This window comes from Legionella sheltonii (assembly GCF_026191355.1).
Classification (GTDB): Bacteria; Pseudomonadota; Gammaproteobacteria; order Legionellales; family Legionellaceae; genus Legionella; species Legionella sheltonii.
Genome location: NZ_JAPHOQ010000014.1, coordinates 104310 through 120277, shown reverse-complemented (window position 1 = coordinate 120277; position 15968 = coordinate 104310). Strand labels below are relative to the sequence as shown.

Sequence of the window (15968 nt, the reverse complement as noted above, 5' to 3'; positions counted from 1 at the left end):
GAGAATAGCTGAAACTCCCAAATGTTCCACTTTATCCTCTTTGGGGTATAAAATAACATTTATACCCCAAAGAGGATAAAATTGCAGTTATCCCTATTAGGGTATACAATTAATCATATCCCTTAAAAGGTATCAAACTGGAGCATTCATGCTGATCCACTCACCACAGGAATTAGCACTGTTGATAAAAAATCAACGAAAAAAACTAAAGCTAAGCCAAGCTGAAGTTGCTGATTTAGTAGGCTTAAAGCAAAAAACCGTTTCTGCCATTGAAAATAATCCCGAAAATATGAGATTAAGTACTTTATTTCGAATATTATCTGCACTTAGTCTAGATTTCAACGCATCAACAAAAAGTGAACAAACAACAACCAATCCATGGAATGATGAATGGTAAAAAAGAATCAAACTCTTTATGTCTTAATGAATGGCATTTTAGTGGGGATGCTTGAGAAAACACCTCAGGGAGGATTGAGATTTACATACCACCACGATTGGTTAAATCAGGCAGGATCTCGCCCTATTTCGCTCTCTTTACCACTTATTAATCCCACTTATTCTGGCGATGTAGTATATAATTTTTTTGATAACTTGCTTCCAGATAATCAGCAAATTCGCGCGCGCATTCAAGCACGCTTTCAAATAGCAACCAGCCAGCCCTTTGATCTACTCGCAGGTATTGGTAGAGATTGCGTAGGAGCCATTCAACTTGTAACGGCTCCATTAGTTGTGTTTGAGAAAAAAATTAAATTTAAACCTTTAACAGAGCAAAAAATTGCCTCCATTTTACGAAATTATCAAATAAACCCCTTAGGCATGAGCCAAGAGGATAAAGACTTCCGAATTTCTATTGCAGGAGCGCAAGAAAAAACAGCTTTTTTATATCATGAAAACCAATGGTGTGAACCACTTCAAGAAACACCAACCACCCATATCTTTAAATTACCCATTGGTGTTATTGCTCATCAGCAAATGGATTTAAGTGACAGTTGCGAAAATGAGTGGCTATGTTCCCTTCTTGCGAAAAGCTATGGACTGCCAGTAGCCGATTGCAACATTCTTCATTTTGAAGACGTAAAGGTTTTATCTGTAACACGATTTGATCGCAGACTGTCTCGCGATAAAAGCTGGATTATGAGATTGCCTCAAGAAGATATGTGCCAGGCACTGGGCGTTTCGTACAACATTAAGTATCAATCGGATGGAGGCCCAGGTATAAAAGAAATTATGAACTTATTACTTGGGTCAGCAAACTCAATTGCCGATCGGGATATGTTTTATCGAACTCAGGTTTTTTTCTGGTTACTTGCCGCAATTGATGGGCATGCTAAAAATTTCAGTCTTTTTATTGAGGCTGAAGGAAAATACAGGCTCTCACCATTATATGACATTATCTCCGCATATCCCTTGATCAAGAAAAATCAACTGCAATCCCAGAAAATTAAAATGGCTATGGCTTTAAAAGGAAAAAACAATCATTACCATTGGCATACCTTACAACGTCGACATTTTTTAGACACGTCAAAAGATGCCAATTACTCTTCGGACCGCGCTGAAATGATTCTCAATGACATGCTGGAAAAAACAGATTCTGTTATTCAAGAAGTCTCAAAAAAATTACCCGCTGAATTCCCTAATCATATTTCTGAGCCTATCTTTGAGGGCTTGCATAAAGCAAAGCAAAAATTAGTACAATGAGCCGAATATTGGTTGGGCCTCGACCAACAAAAATTCTATAGTGTATTTGCCGAAAGAATGTTAGGACAAGGCTCAACCTACATCAAAATTAGTAGTTTTAAATTTGAAAACCTTTCATAATATCACCAAATATTCTTCTTAATAAAGAAGAAATTATAAAAAAATTAGACTTTTTTGAAAATTGTCTACTATAGTTATTTTTAAATAACAATAATAACTTAGGGGATATCATGTTACTTCGATGGACCGGTGTAACGCTTTTGTTTTGCATACTTAATTCTCCATGTTTTGCGGAAGAAAAAGAAATTGCAATTACAATTGATGATTTACCCTTTGTTGGATCAGGCACCAGCACCCCAGCAAGTCTGAAAAGAACCCAAAATCGATTTATGGCAATCGTCAAAGCACTTGTTGATAATCAAGTTCCAGCAACAGGTTTTGCTATTGGCGGAGCAGTGGCAAAAAATGAATGGGATTTACTGGAAACATTTCGCAATCAAGGATTCGCTTTAGGGAACCACACTTATACTCATAAAAGCTTAAATAATATGAGTGCTGATAAATACATAGCCGATATCGATCGCGCCGATACCGTCTTAGCACCTGTACTTACAGAGCCTAAATATTTTCGTTATCCTTATTTGGCAGAAGGTACTGGTCAAAAAAAACAAAAAGTGAACGACTACTTGGCTGCACATCAATATACGATTGCTCCAGTAACGATAGATAGTAAGGACTATGAGTTTAATGCACGTTTTTACAGAATACCTTATAGAAAAAGAGCCGAAAATCTTCCTGCATTCAAAAAACGTTATTTGGCTTACATCTGGCAACAAACTTTAAGAGCTGAGAAAAATTCTAAAGGAAAAAATGTCAAACAAATTTTATTAATCCATGCCAATCTTCTCAACAGTTTATGTCTAGAAGACATCATTGCACTCTATAAAAAGCATGGATACAAATTCATTAGTTTAGCTGATGCCTTAAAGGACAATACAGCTCAATCATTGAATAACAATAAAGAGGCATTAAATAGCGTTATACCACCATTTAAAGAAGCTGGGAAAAAGACTTCTGGTCATCAAAGCTAGGACTCCCCTCATACGCCCAGCGCAAGTCACGAGCATAGCGAGGGATCTCCTTGCTATAGCACCGCATTAAGACAGGAAAATCACTCGCTATGGCTGGGGATGACGGACAAGGAGAAAAACCCCTTTCCCGTTGACGGGAGAGGGATGAAGGCAAAATTTACCCAGAAATTAATTTGTTCTTCTCTAATCGAGATACTGCATTTTTAGGTAAAAGAATCCAATAATGACCATGATTCTTCATATGGCCAGCAATCAGCGTCGCTTTTTCACCGCCGCCCCAAAAAACATCCCCACGAACTTTGCCACGTATCGCTCCGCCCGTATCTTGAGCAATCATTAAGCGTTGCAATGGTTTATTTTCATCAGGATTGGTGCTGTCTGGACGCGTAGTCGTTAACCAAAGAGGAGCGCCCATGGGTATCCATTGCTTATCAATAGCAAGAGAATAACCAGGAGTTAAAGCCACACCTTGTGACCCTAAAGCGACACCCTCCGTCATTTTACGGAAGAAAACAAACGATTTATTTTTATTGATCACTTTATCCATCTGTTTGGGATGAGCTTCCAAATAACGTTTTATTGCTTGCATGGATGCATTGTCTTTAGTCATAACTCCTTTTTTGATCAAAACTCCAGCAATAGCAGTGTAAGGTGCTCCATTCTGTGCGTCATAACCAACATAAAGATTCTGACCATTCTCAAGCTCAATGACTCCCGAACCTTGAATTTCCAAAAACAAACGATCGATGGGGCTATTAATCCATACTAAAACACGTGCTTTGCCTTTAAGTGCCCCACGATTAATTTGTGCACGAGTATAATAAGGAACCAGTTTTTTACCCTCTAAACGACCTACAATACTGCGATTTTTTAAGTCATTAAAGAAAAGTCCTAAATCAGACGTCACCAAATCATCTGGTGTTTCATAAAGAGGAACGTGAAATTTTTTGGATTTAGTAAAACTGCCTTTAATTGCAGGGACATAATAACCGGTAAATAAACCAGGTTTTTCGCCCGTATCGGTAAACTCCACTGGAGTAAACCACGTTTCAAAAAACTGTTTCACTTCTTTTTCAGCTGTAGGAGAAATTTTTAAAGCAGCGTTACAGGCTGGCTGCCAATCCTTTACCTGCAAGTTAATATGCTCCGTTCCCACAATCTGCTCTGGATTTTGCTTAATAAAAGCACGACATGAAGTCTGAAAAGTCTGTAAAGATTTTTTTAAATCTGCAGATTTCCAACCGGGTAATCGATCAAAATTAGCCTGTCTAAACAGAGTGGATGGTTTTTTCATCGGCCAAAACCACCACGCTGAAAAACTCAAGGCAATTAAGGCTAAAAAAGTTGTAATAGAGAGAATTTTCGTTTTCATAGGCGGACAATTTTTACACGTTATGGAATATTTTGCAACGATTAATGACAAGTTTTATACATATGGCTCTTATATAAAACACGTAGTAAGTAAAAAATATTTTTTATAACTGGATGATTCTAATAAATTTCTCTGAAACCCACAAACAAAAAAATTGAATAAATTCTCAACTTAAAAAATATTAGGATCGGTGCACAATTAAACTAGAGTTCCACATTATCCCGCGCATCGAGCAAGATCTCCATCTTGGAGCACGGTAAGATAATGGAAGCACCCTTTCTGCTCCCGTGATGACTTCAGTTCCTAGTGAATTCTTAAAACCAATTGGTTTAAGGCATTGATATAAGCTAAAAATCCCCTTACATCACTATCTGAAACTTTGGAAAACGTCTTTTTCTTATCGATTTCAGAGAGTAACTCGTTTAACTGAGCACTAATTTTCAATCCGGATGCAACATCATGCTGGGTAAAAGCAGTCCATACCCCTTTTTCATATAAGAATAAGTCGCATCCTAGTAATTGGGCTGTTTCCTCAACTTTTTCTCGATTAACCGCTCCTAAAATATGACTCGTTGTTGCCTGTATCATGACCAAAGAATCAAAACGCTTCCTCAACTCCACCAGCATACTTTGTTTTTTTGCGCTTAAGGGTTCATCAGCAAGTGATTCAATCAATCCTCGGGTGGTCCAAAACAAATTGGCTAAATCATGCAGTTTTTTTTGATTCTCTGGAGCTAGGAGTATTTGCTTTAAATTTTGCCCCATATAAAGGTACAGTTTGTTCAGATAACGATTCAACATAGTCCATACGTCAGAACGCCATATAAGATTTGCCACAATAAAACTGGCTACAATTCCAATCACAATTCCGCCCAAACGTTGCAATGGAGGTCCTAAATAAACAGGGGGCCCTCCTTCTTGAGCAAGAGAAATAATTAAAGCGATATTTGCCTGTAACCCAATATAAGAATATTTAGGCAGCTTGAACATAAAATAGGAAAAACCCCAAACTGAAAGAAAAAATATTAAAATAAAATCATAAAGATTCATCTTGATGAGAAATAAGGAGAATAAAGCAATGCCCCCGCCCAAAATACAGCCGAGTAAACGATGAATACTGACATTTTTCATTTCAAAAAGATTTTTACGAATCGAAATCACCAGACTGCTGATAATTCCATTTAAACCACCAGGCCAATTAGTTACCATCCAAAAACCTAAAGCAAGAATAACTGAAAACCCAGCTTTAATGCAGCGCTTAATCACATCCCTATCAGTACGGATTCGCTCTTGGGTTTTTAAGACTTGAAATTTTGCAGTCATCTCAAGAGGAATGTGGCTTAATAAGGAATGCATCAAAAGAAGGCTTTGCTTCACCTGATGCAGGAAATGGATAAACGCATAGACAAAATTACTCTTAAAAGCATGCTCTTGTGCTTCCAGCTCAGTATTCGCTTTGGGATTCAAATAAAAAAAAGTTCCCTCGTCACTTGTTTGAATCTGTTTCACATGCCTTTCCAATTCCGCAATTGCCGCCTCTGTTTTTAAATCCACAAGCATCTCTTGATTCGAAAAAGCCATTTGCAACTGAGCCAGATCCGATTGAATTGCATTCAGAACAGGCTCTATCGACAATGAGTGCACAATTGTTAAATCACTATGCTGGGGAGAAATTAAAATCAAATATTGTAACTGTCGAGACAGATCATAAAAAATATCCAATAAAGCACGAACCAGGTCAGTTCTTGCTTTAGTGACCCCTAATTCGTGGTTCATTGCGCCGATGAGCTCTACTGCTTTACGGAGTTTCTTTTTTATCTTTAAATTGTTTTGCGCCAACACATCAAAATCCGGGTTACCCTCACGCAACATATTGAGTAATTGACCTATACCCGTCGAAAAATCGGTAAAAATATCATGAAGTTGTGTGGTGATATTGTCTTTTAAATGATTTGGAAAAATAAAATAGGCACTGATTGCCGATACTAAGACACCAATTCCAATCTCAACCGGCCTCCAAATTGCTACGAAAAAAGCGTGTTGTGGATTTATAGCGACTTGAGAAATAATAAGGAACGCACAAAGTGCACCTAATAAATAAGCATAACCATTGATACTAAAACTGTAATAATAGGTACCGATGCACACGATTGAAAAGCAAGAAAGAAAATAGAGTAAAAAACTGTTGGCAACGAGTCCTGCGACATAAAAGCCCAAAAACGCTCCGGCAACAGTACCAATAATACGCAACATGGCTTTATCAATGATGTTCCCAGTATATAAATTGGAAACCACAACAACGCTCATTCCTGACCAAAAAGGTGTTTCAAGATGAAATTTAAATGAAAGCAATACAGCCGCTAGCGCGGCAAGTGCTGTTCTTATGGCAGCTCTGTTTTCAACAGTTTGAGGCCAGAAAAACACATATCACCTGTAGGTAATAGTAGTCGCATTGGCTCCAATTCGCATAGGATATTCATCGGTTAAATCATCAATATAAATGCGCACCGGAAAACGTTGTGCAATGCGAATCCAGTCTTCAGTTGCTTCTAAATAAACTAGGGTTGAAGGAGCAACATTGCCACTTTGTACCCGATTGATTCCCCAACCAATACTGTCTACATGCCCATGAAATACTTTCCCCGGATACATGTCAATCATAATTTTTGCCTTGTCACCAGGTTGAATCAGTCGAATTGCTGTTTCCCTATAGCGGGTAACTACCCACCATTGTTTGGTTTCTATAAAAGCAAATAATCCCTCTCCGACTTCAACGTATTGACCTACACGCAGATTAAAATTAGTAATGTACCCATCATCAGGTGCTACAAGGGTAGTATGATCAAGAAGATAATTTGCCTGAGCCAATTCTGCCTGTGCTGCTAAAATTTCATTATCATCTAAATTAGTTTGGGCAATTCTAAGTTGCTCTTCTGCCTCCTTAATTGCTGCGACTTGTTCTTTCATTTTATCCGCCAGATTAATTAAAGTGATCTTGGCCATATCCCCTTTCGATTGCAATTTTGAATAGCGTTCATAATGATCCTGACTTAAATTCAATTGAATTTGAGTTGCTTTTAATCGTTGTTCTGCCTTAATCACATTCGCTTTTTCATTTTCATAATTCAATTTGGCAATATTTAATTTAGCCTTAGCTTGTTGAACGGCATAAGTATAGGGAAGAGGATCAATGTCAATAAGCTTGTCGCCTTTTTTAACTTTTTGGTTTTCTTTAACATAAATATGGGTAACCGGTCCAGAAACTAAGGAGGCTATGTTGACCATATTTGCGGACACATAGGCATCATTCGAACGTGTGTCATAATAAGCAAAATAACGATAAGCAACATATCCCGCGAACAAGAGCCCAAGAACAGCAATTTGCGGCCAATACTTAAATTCAAGAATCTTTTGTAAACGCACCTAAAAACCTCTCTATTTATCCTAACCACTACAATACAACCAGGGTTTAGATAGCTCAAGAAAATATTAGTAATCCTTCGCTCATTTAAGCGAGCGCACCCGAAATGTGCGTGTACAAGGTTGGGCTGTTAGGCCTGAGGTATCCTCAGGCTTAGCAGCCCAACCTACCTATGTTATCCGACATGCCGTGCATAATGTGTAGAAAAAATACACAAGAATTTGTCTTATAGAGAAGGCAAGTACCGCCAACTACTCACCCCTAAAGAAATTGAATGTTCCTTTGCCAGACAGGGCACTACTCTACCCCCACTGATAAATCGTATTTGCAATAAAGATCCAGGGGTCCCATTTTCAACGGGTACGATAGTAACTCGTTGATGATGGGTCGCAGTATTTCGTCCTCGATAATACGCTCTTAAACAAGGGAACTCGCCTAAGTCCTCAATATAATATTTGTACTGTGTCTCACCAATTATCAAAGAGCACCCTTTGTTATGAAGAAGATGATGCGTGACCTGATTTGCGGAATCTGTATGTATCACACAATCCCGGGGCAAATCAGTATGTTGATGAAGCAATTGCAAGGCCACATCCTCTAATTGATAAAAATTCTGATGCACCACTTCATGTTTATTTATTGCCTTATAATAAAGTAAAGTATGCTGCATTGAAGTCAATATAAGTAAGCCAATCACCCCCATAATCAGCATGGTCACTAATAAAATAAATCCCTTATCTTGACTCATGAACCACGCACCGCCACTCTGAGCTCATGTGTTTTGTTTTCATCCAAGCCCATGATTATTTTCAGAAACTGTTTCTCTTTGACACGCCGATTTTGGACATGCAGAAAATGAATCAAAGGGGTTACTTCCTCGGTCTGAACCAATTGATAATGCAAAGCATCCGTGCCTTTTGCATTTTTCTTGATGAACCATTTCTCCTCAAGAAACTCACCTATATATACCGAACCATTGTAGGAAAAAAATAAAGGTTTGTTCAAAGTAATGAGTGAACTATCGGTCTGTTGCTCTATATCAAATAATTGTTGGACCTCAGCATGCTCACAATCTGCAATCAGTACCGGTCGATTTTTATGAAAACGTACTGGATTCTGCACCAATATTCTTGTTGCACCTTGAATTTTGATTATTTTAGAAAAATATTCATTCATACGATTTACTTGTATGAATTGAACAGGTCGATTGCTAATGTGAAGTGCCTGAATCTTTTTTTGATGAGTTCTGCGATCAATAACTTGCAGGCGATCAATGCCCAAACAAGGAGTAAAACCTGCACGCCGAATACTATCACTCAGTAGATCACTCACCCATTGTAAATCAAAACGCGTGGTCAAAACCTTTTCAATTTCAATGTATTGGCGTTTGCTCCCTAAATAAAGTTGGAATAACATAGTAACAATCAGGCTTGTCAGAAAAAGACTGATCATAACCTCAGTTAAACTGATTCCCGCATATTTTCTCATTTTAGGTTGCCGGTGGAACTGCGTTTACGGGTTAGAACTCCTAATTGTTGAAACCAGTCAAGTTGAATCAGTACGTGTTGATTTTTATGTTGTATTTCCAAATGATAAGGTGTAGGAGCGGAGGGTAATTTGGGAACTTGGGCCACCAGAGTTTCTTCGATTTGATCAAGAAACTGGGAGGCTTGCACTCGTAAGACCAACTGATTCAATAGTTGTATGCTCTGCCCTCGCTGCTGCAACAAAGTTAAAGCCAATGTGGTTACGAGCAATAAAGAGACCAATACTTCAGTAAGGGAAAATCCCTTTTGCCAATTCATATTCCATTTTCCTGTGGTTGGTTTGCCGGCCCAAGGTTAGCGCTGTGAAAATAAAAATGCAAGAGCTGCATTAACCTCAGAAAAAAACATATTTGCACAAAGTGAATTAATTTAACCCTATTGGATTGTTATTTGGCTTTCATGAGCTTAAAATGGCGGCGGAATCGAGGAGCACCATTCCCAAACATTAAGAATTTAGAGGATGAAAAACAATGTATGCTTATTTCGCTAAAGGCATGACCGTAGGTCATGTATTGACCCGCCTGGTATTAAGAGAAATTACGAGTATTCCCGGCATCATTCTTGACCTTATCTTAGCCATTTTCTGGGTCCCTGATTATACCTCATACTGGAATGAAAATAGTGCATACATCGATTATGCTGACGGCACACGCCATCATGGAGTAATGCGTGGAGTATTTGGCTGGATTGGGGAAGCTTTAGGATTTGCAATTGGCGCCCCAATTGGTGCACTTATTGGTACTGCTTTATTTTTTCCTGATTTATTATTTCGGGGACTTATTTTCCATAACAAAAAGATATCCAACTCACTGGATTACTTCGCAGCTTTTATCGGCAAAACAACTTTTTTCGAATCACTTAATGTCTATGAAGTTCCCCAAAGTTATTTTCAAAAAGCCTGGAATTTAGGAACTGCTACTGTGGGGATAGCACTGACCGCCATCCCCTTCATCATGGCAAAAGCTCTTGAATTTTTCTTGCCTTTTTTATCCTTGTCCAGGCCTGTGGCAGTATTAGGCTGTGCATTGGGTGGTCTTTCTGGTTGGGCTCTTGGACTGACTCTCTCTCTGCCTACTTATTTTCTAAGCAAATGCATCGATTTACTCGAACTAGGACGCACGGCTGTACTCAACGGCGTTGCACTCGTTTATGCGAAGTCAGGACAAGTTCCTGTTTCACTTGAAAATCCCGACCATGAATGTTGTGTTCCTCCTACTGCAATTCACTCAGATGAATTTTACGAGCAAGTTGAGTATTACAGCCACACCTCATGGAGGCAGCTCCTTTTGGGCCCGTTAAAAGGAGAAGCGCCAGACCAGAAAGGAAGGGGGCCCGGACGCCCTGGGCAGGATCAGCTCATTGATGCGATTACTTTCGAACCTTTAGGAGTTAATAAGACTCCCACGGTCATTGATCGCCAAGGTCATACCTTTAACGATGATAATGTACCTGGAACAACAAAAGGTATTCGCTTTTGGATTCGACAAAATCACTCATGCCCCATTGATCGTCAACCTTTACAAGAAACCGATTTGGCTCGCAATCGCGCCTTTGATGATTTAATCGCCCAAATGAATCCCTCTCATCAATAATCTCAGTACCGGGGCTTCATTTAATCCCCGGTAAAACGATTGAACCTTAAAGAACCCTAAAAAAATTTCTTTGTTTCAATGAGCTCGTGACAGAATGCTAAACCTTGGATAATATGAAAAAATTTATAATTAGGGAAAATTTATGGCAGTTAACTTTCAACAATTACCGCATCCCGGCATACAATCTTTAATCCCGTATAAACCGGGTAAAGCAATAGAAGAATTAGCACGTGAAAAAGGGATTAGCGACAGTCACATTATTAAAATGGCCAGTAACGAAAATCCTCTGGGTTGCAGTCCTTTAGCCCAAGCTGCATTACAAAAAATGTCAGCCCACCTCCTGGCAACTTACCCCTCACCAATGAATCATCCGTTAATGACCAAATTGGCGAATAAACTAAATATCAATATCAACCAGCTTTTTGTGAGTAATGGTTCGGACTACATATATACTCTTCTCCTCAACTGCTTTGCACTACATCATGACAAACACATTATCACCCATGAATATGCGTTTAGCACTTATGCAATTCAGGCACAAACATTGAACATCCCTGTCCATTGCATTGCGGTAAATACTGATTGGACGGTTAATATAGATAACTTGATCCAAGCATGCAATTCAAGAACAGGAATCATTTTTCTTGCAAATCCCAATAATCCTACCGGCATATTAATCAATCCCAAAGGAGTAAAACGCTTGTTAGAAAATATTCCTGAAAGTACACTGTTGGTGCTCGATGAAGCTTATTATGAATACGCTGCATCCCAATTCAATTGCAACAGTATCGAATGGTTAGCCAAACACCCTAATCTGGTGATTACGCGAACCTTTTCAAAAATATACGGATTAGCCGGCGTTCGTTTAGGTTATGCTATAGCCCATCCTTCAGTAATTGAGCTCATGCTTCGCATACAACTGCCATTTACAGTCAATCAGGTTGCATTGACCACCGCCTATGCAGCCCTAGATGATGAGCAGTTTCTTCAATTAAGCTTACAAACCAATGAAGAAGGAATGATGCAAATAAAACAGGGACTGAATCAATTGGATCTCAATTACCTACCCTCTGCATGCAATTTTTTGACCTTTGATTGTAAAGAAGACGGCATGTTGCTCTATAACTATCTATTAGATAGGGGTATTATATTGAGGCCTCTGCATCCGTATAAAATGAACAATTACCTGCGTGTAACTGTTGGAACCAAAGAGCAGAATAATCGATTTCTTGATACGTTGAGTAATTACTACAAGTAAGGAAATAAAATGACCAGTGATTTAAGCAGCAAACATTGTGAATCATGTGAAGGCATTGGAGCTGCATTAAATGCAGAACAAATTAAAAATTTGATGCCACAGTTGAATAAAAATTGGGAAGTGAGTGCAGATAGTCGCATCATCAAACGTAGTTTATCTTTTAAAGATTTTTACGAAACAATGGCTTTTGTCAACGCGCTGGCCTGGATAGCGAATACCGAAAATCATCACCCTGATTTAGAAGTGGGTTATAATTATTGCCATGTTCGTTTTATGACCCATGCCCTCAACGGTCTGAGTCATAATGATTTCATTTGCGCAGCAAAAATGGATAAGCTTTTAGAGAATTAAAAGCCTCGGAGCTACTTACAATGTGCTGGATTGAGCCAAAATGGCCAAGATAGTAGAAATTGTGAGTAGCCCCTAATACTGCATCACGACGTGCTCATCACCTAAAAGATTAGTCAAAAGGCCAAGTAACTCATCACTGGGAATTACCTGCCATTGTGGCGCCAAACTTAACTGGGCCCGAGCATACTCATTGCTATATGAAAATTGAACCGTGCAACGTCCAACATGCGCTTTTAACAATGCCTGAATGGAAGCTAAAATCCCCTGATGTTCAGGATGCAAACGCAATTCAAGACATCGAGCAAATTTGGTGCGTGCTGTTGGAATATCATAAAGATTATTTGCAGTCATTTTCACACCACCATTATAATCATCATGTGCTACCTCACCTTCAATAACTAACATATCTCCAGTTGCCAAGGTAGATCCAACCGAATCAAAAAGTTCTCCAAATACAACAACGTCAAGTCGAGCCGTAGAATCATCCATCCCAAGAATTACAAGTTTCTTGCCACGTTTCGTTATAATTTTACGAATTCCAACTATTTGCGCGCAAATAAGTGCTTTTTTATGCATGGATGGGTTTAATTGACTGATTGAAACGATAAAATCACCAAATTCACGTCGATATTGATCTGCGGGATGTCCCGTTAAATAAAAACCCAAAACTTCTCGTTCACCCTCAAGACGTTGCGCCTCAGACCAAGGTTTACAGGGAACATATTTTTGCTCATTGCTCTCGTCCTCCAATAAGGAAAACAAATCAAATTGGCCACTGGACTGATTTTGGTGTTCTTTTTCTGCGACCTTTAATGCTTTTTCCAAAGAAGCGGTCAACATAGCCCGTTCTACACCCCAATCATCAAAGGCTCCACTTTTAATCAGGGCTTCTAATACACGCCGGTTCACCTTACGCAGATCAAGGCGTTGACAAAAACCAAATAAATCGGAATAAGCCCCACCCGCTTCGCGCTCCTCGGTGATGCAATCTATCGCAGACTCCCCCACTCCTTTTATAGCGCCAAGACCATAAATGATGGTGGTATCATCAGTGACCGTAAAAGGATACATGGAATGATTAATGGAGGGTGGTAAAATGTTTAATTTCATATGAGCACATTCATCAATAAAAGTGACTACTTTATCGGTGTTGTCCATATCTGAAGACATTACTGCAGCCATAAATGCTGCTGGATAATGTGCTTTAAGCCATGCTGTTTGATATGCAACCAGAGCATAAGCTGCGGAATGCGACTTATTAAATCCATAGCCTGCAAATTTTTCCATCAAATCAAAAATATGGGTTGCAACCTTTTCATCAACCCCTCTAGCAGTCGCTCCCTCGGTAAAAATCTCTCTCTGCTTCGCCATTTCTTCAGGCTTTTTCTTTCCCATAGCACGACGCAATAAATCTGCAGCACCCAGAGTATAATTCGCTAATACCTGCGCAATTTGCATGACTTGCTCTTGATACAGGATAACACCGTATGTTGGTTTTAAAATAGGTTCCAAGTCAGGATGAGGATAATCAACGGCCGCCCGTCCATGTTTACGATCGATAAAATCATCCACCATTCCAGATTGCAAAGGCCCAGGTCTAAATAAAGCCACTAACGCGATGATGTCTTCAAAACAATCCGGCTGCAGACGATTAATCAATTCTTTCATACCACGCGATTCCAACTGGAATACCGCAGTTGTTTTACACGCCTTTAATAAATCAAAAGTTGCCGCATCATCAGTAGGTATTTGACTGATATCAACAAGGGGCAATCCTTCAAGTGCCTGTTTTTTATTTACAGTCGCCAGTGCCCAGTCGATAATCGTCAGAGTTCTTAAACCCAAGAAGTCAAACTTGACTAAACCAGCTGCCTCAACATCATCTTTATCAAATTGACTAACAATTTGAGTGGATCCCTCTTCACAATAAATCGCAGTAAAATCGGTAAGTTGGGAAGGTGCAATAACAACTCCTCCAGCATGTTTTCCTGCATTTCGCGTTATCCCCTCAAGCTTTAATGCCAAATCAATAAGCTCTTTAACTTCCTCTTCCTCTGTGTAACGACGTTTAAGTTCTTCTTCTTGCTCCAAAGCTTTGTTTAATGTGATGCCTATCTCAAAAGGAATTAATTTTGCTAATTTATCAACAAAGCCATAAGGATGGCCTAAAACACGCCCTACATCACGTACGACCGCTTTTGCAGCCATAGTACCAAAGGTAATAATTTGTGAAACACTTTGTCTGCCGTACTTCTCTGCCACATAATCAATGACCCGATCACGACCTTCCATACAAAAATCGATATCAAAGTCAGGCATGGATACCCGTTCAGGGTTCAGGAAACGCTCAAAAAGTAATTCATACTCTAAGGGATCCAAGTCGGTAATTTTTAATGCATAAGCAACCAGTGAGCCAGCTCCCGAACCGCGCCCAGGTCCGACAGGAACTCCATTCTTTTTTGCCCATTGAATGAAGTCGGCTACAATGAGGAAGTAGCCAGCAAATCCCATATTATTAATAACAGTCAGCTCAACTTGTAAACGTTTGTCGTATTCCTCTCGACATGCCTGCAGTTCTTGCGAAGATTTGTTTTTAAATATTTGCAGTAAGCGCTCTTCTAAACCTACTTGTGATAAATGGGATAAATAGTTCTCAACTGTAGATCCATCCGGTATAGGGAAATTAGGGAGATAATTGTTACCTAGATCCAGTTTTACGGTGCATCGTTTACTGATTTCGACCGTATTTTTTATTGCAGAAGGTAAATCAGAAAATAAGGCAATCATTTCATCCGCTGATCGTAAGTACTGTTGTGCACTATACTTTTGTACTCTTCTCGGATCAGCTAATGTATATCCCTCATGAATACAAACACGCGCTTCATGAGCCTCAAAATCATCTTGATCCAGAAAACACACATCATTCGTTGCTACCAAAGGCAATTGCAGTTCATCAGCTAAAGCAATTAATTGTTCATTATAGCGAATTTCGTCTGGTCGGCCTGTGCGTTGAATTTCCAAATAAAAACGATTGGGAAAAAGGTTCTGCCAATATAAAGCTCTACTTTTGGCTAAAGCAATATCATTCGTCAATAAGGCTTGCCCTATATCCCCCAATCTTCCTCCGGATAAAGCAATAAGTCCTGCTGAGTACTCCCTAATCCATTGATTTTGAACCCTGGGTTGCCCTTGGTATTGACCCTCTTGATAAGCTTTGGAAATAAGGCAAGTTAAATTTTTATACCCTTCTGAATTAAGACATAAAAGAACCAGAGACGCTACGCGTTCTGGTTGCTCGGGGTCATGACAAGGTAAATCACTGCCAATAATCGGTTTGATTCCTGCATCAACAGCACTTTTGTAGTGCTTGACTGCAGCAAATAAATTACAATAATCAGTTACTGCAACAGCGCACATTCCTCGAGACGGTAAAGCCTTCATCAATGGCTTAACCCGTACCAATCCATCAACTAAAGAAAATTCTGTATGAACGCGTAAATGAACAAAACGTTGTTGCATAAGGAACGAAACTCATTAAGCTTAATTGATGAACTTTAACCTAAATCAGGATTTTTGCAAACCCAATATGAGCACTTCACGCCACAACTACACTCTCTTCTCCGTTTACAGGAAATGCT

13 protein-coding genes are annotated in these 15968 nt (G+C 39.2%); 6 read left to right on the top strand and 7 right to left on the bottom strand.

From position 1 onward, the window contains the following. The first annotated feature begins 148 nt into the window (after positions 1-148). From OQJ26_RS15740 to OQJ26_RS15730, 3 genes are all read left to right on the top strand, one after another. Positions 149-397 carry a helix-turn-helix domain-containing protein gene (locus OQJ26_RS15740; RefSeq protein WP_265704678.1) on the top strand — a complete coding sequence of 83 codons (249 nt, stop codon included), beginning with the start codon at positions 149-151 and terminating at the stop codon, positions 395-397. Continuing rightward, a complete protein-coding gene (locus tag OQJ26_RS15735; RefSeq protein ID WP_265704677.1) occupies positions 391-1698 on the top strand; it encodes a type II toxin-antitoxin system HipA family toxin in 1308 nt (435 codons plus the stop codon). The genes OQJ26_RS15740 and OQJ26_RS15735 overlap by 7 nt, the downstream gene beginning before the upstream one ends. 230 nt (positions 1699-1928) lie before the next feature. After that, complete coding sequence (locus tag OQJ26_RS15730; protein ID WP_265704676.1) at positions 1929-2789, top strand: polysaccharide deacetylase family protein; 861 nt, start codon at positions 1929-1931, stop codon at positions 2787-2789. Positions 2790-2946: 157 nt separating this feature from the next. Here OQJ26_RS15730 and mltA read toward each other — a convergent pair whose 3' ends face one another. The 6 genes from mltA to OQJ26_RS15700 form a co-directional block, all read right to left on the bottom strand. Beyond that, positions 2947-4161, bottom strand: coding sequence for a murein transglycosylase A (gene mltA / locus OQJ26_RS15725; RefSeq protein WP_265704675.1), 1215 nt, complete (start codon positions 4159-4161; stop codon positions 2947-2949). A gap of 303 nt (positions 4162-4464) precedes the next feature. Further along, positions 4465-6585 (bottom strand): FUSC family protein, encoded by a 2121-nt coding sequence (locus OQJ26_RS15720; RefSeq protein ID WP_265704674.1) that lies wholly within the window; start codon positions 6583-6585, stop codon positions 4465-4467. A 3-nt stretch (positions 6586-6588) separates the two neighbouring features. Next, complete coding sequence (locus tag OQJ26_RS15715; protein WP_265704673.1) at positions 6589-7584, bottom strand: efflux RND transporter periplasmic adaptor subunit; 996 nt, start codon at positions 7582-7584, stop codon at positions 6589-6591. Between the two features lie 224 nt (positions 7585-7808). Continuing rightward, positions 7809-8330, bottom strand: a complete 522-nt coding sequence (locus OQJ26_RS15710) for a type II secretion system protein (protein ID WP_265704672.1) — start codon at positions 8328-8330, stop codon at positions 7809-7811. Continuing rightward, a complete protein-coding gene (locus OQJ26_RS15705; RefSeq protein ID WP_265704671.1) occupies positions 8327-9070 on the bottom strand; it encodes a PilW family protein in 744 nt (247 codons plus the stop codon). The genes OQJ26_RS15710 and OQJ26_RS15705 overlap by 4 nt, the downstream gene beginning before the upstream one ends. Next, positions 9067-9387 carry a prepilin-type N-terminal cleavage/methylation domain-containing protein gene (locus OQJ26_RS15700; protein ID WP_265704670.1) on the bottom strand — a complete coding sequence of 107 codons (321 nt, stop codon included), beginning with the start codon at positions 9385-9387 and terminating at the stop codon, positions 9067-9069. Before OQJ26_RS15700 ends, OQJ26_RS15705 begins: the two co-directional genes overlap by 4 nt. 212 nt (positions 9388-9599) lie before the next feature. Here OQJ26_RS15700 and OQJ26_RS15695 point away from each other — a divergent pair, with 212 nt between their 5' ends. From OQJ26_RS15695 to OQJ26_RS15685, 3 genes are all read left to right on the top strand, one after another. Further along, a complete protein-coding gene (locus OQJ26_RS15695; RefSeq protein WP_265704669.1) occupies positions 9600-10721 on the top strand; it encodes an RING finger protein in 1122 nt (373 codons plus the stop codon). Between the two features lie 142 nt (positions 10722-10863). Continuing rightward, the gene (hisC, locus tag OQJ26_RS15690; protein ID WP_265704668.1) at positions 10864-11979 is read left to right on the top strand and encodes a histidinol-phosphate transaminase; all 1116 of its coding nucleotides are present in this window, start codon (positions 10864-10866) and stop codon (positions 11977-11979) included. Positions 11980-11988: 9 nt separating this feature from the next. Further along, positions 11989-12330 (top strand): 4a-hydroxytetrahydrobiopterin dehydratase, encoded by a 342-nt coding sequence (locus OQJ26_RS15685; RefSeq protein ID WP_265704667.1) that lies wholly within the window; start codon positions 11989-11991, stop codon positions 12328-12330. A 72-nt stretch (positions 12331-12402) separates the two neighbouring features. Here the strand turns inward: OQJ26_RS15685 and dnaE are convergent, their stop codons facing one another. Continuing rightward, complete coding sequence (gene dnaE, locus OQJ26_RS15680) at positions 12403-15849, bottom strand: DNA polymerase III subunit alpha (protein ID WP_265704666.1); 3447 nt, start codon at positions 15847-15849, stop codon at positions 12403-12405. Positions 15850-15968 lie beyond the last annotated feature (119 nt).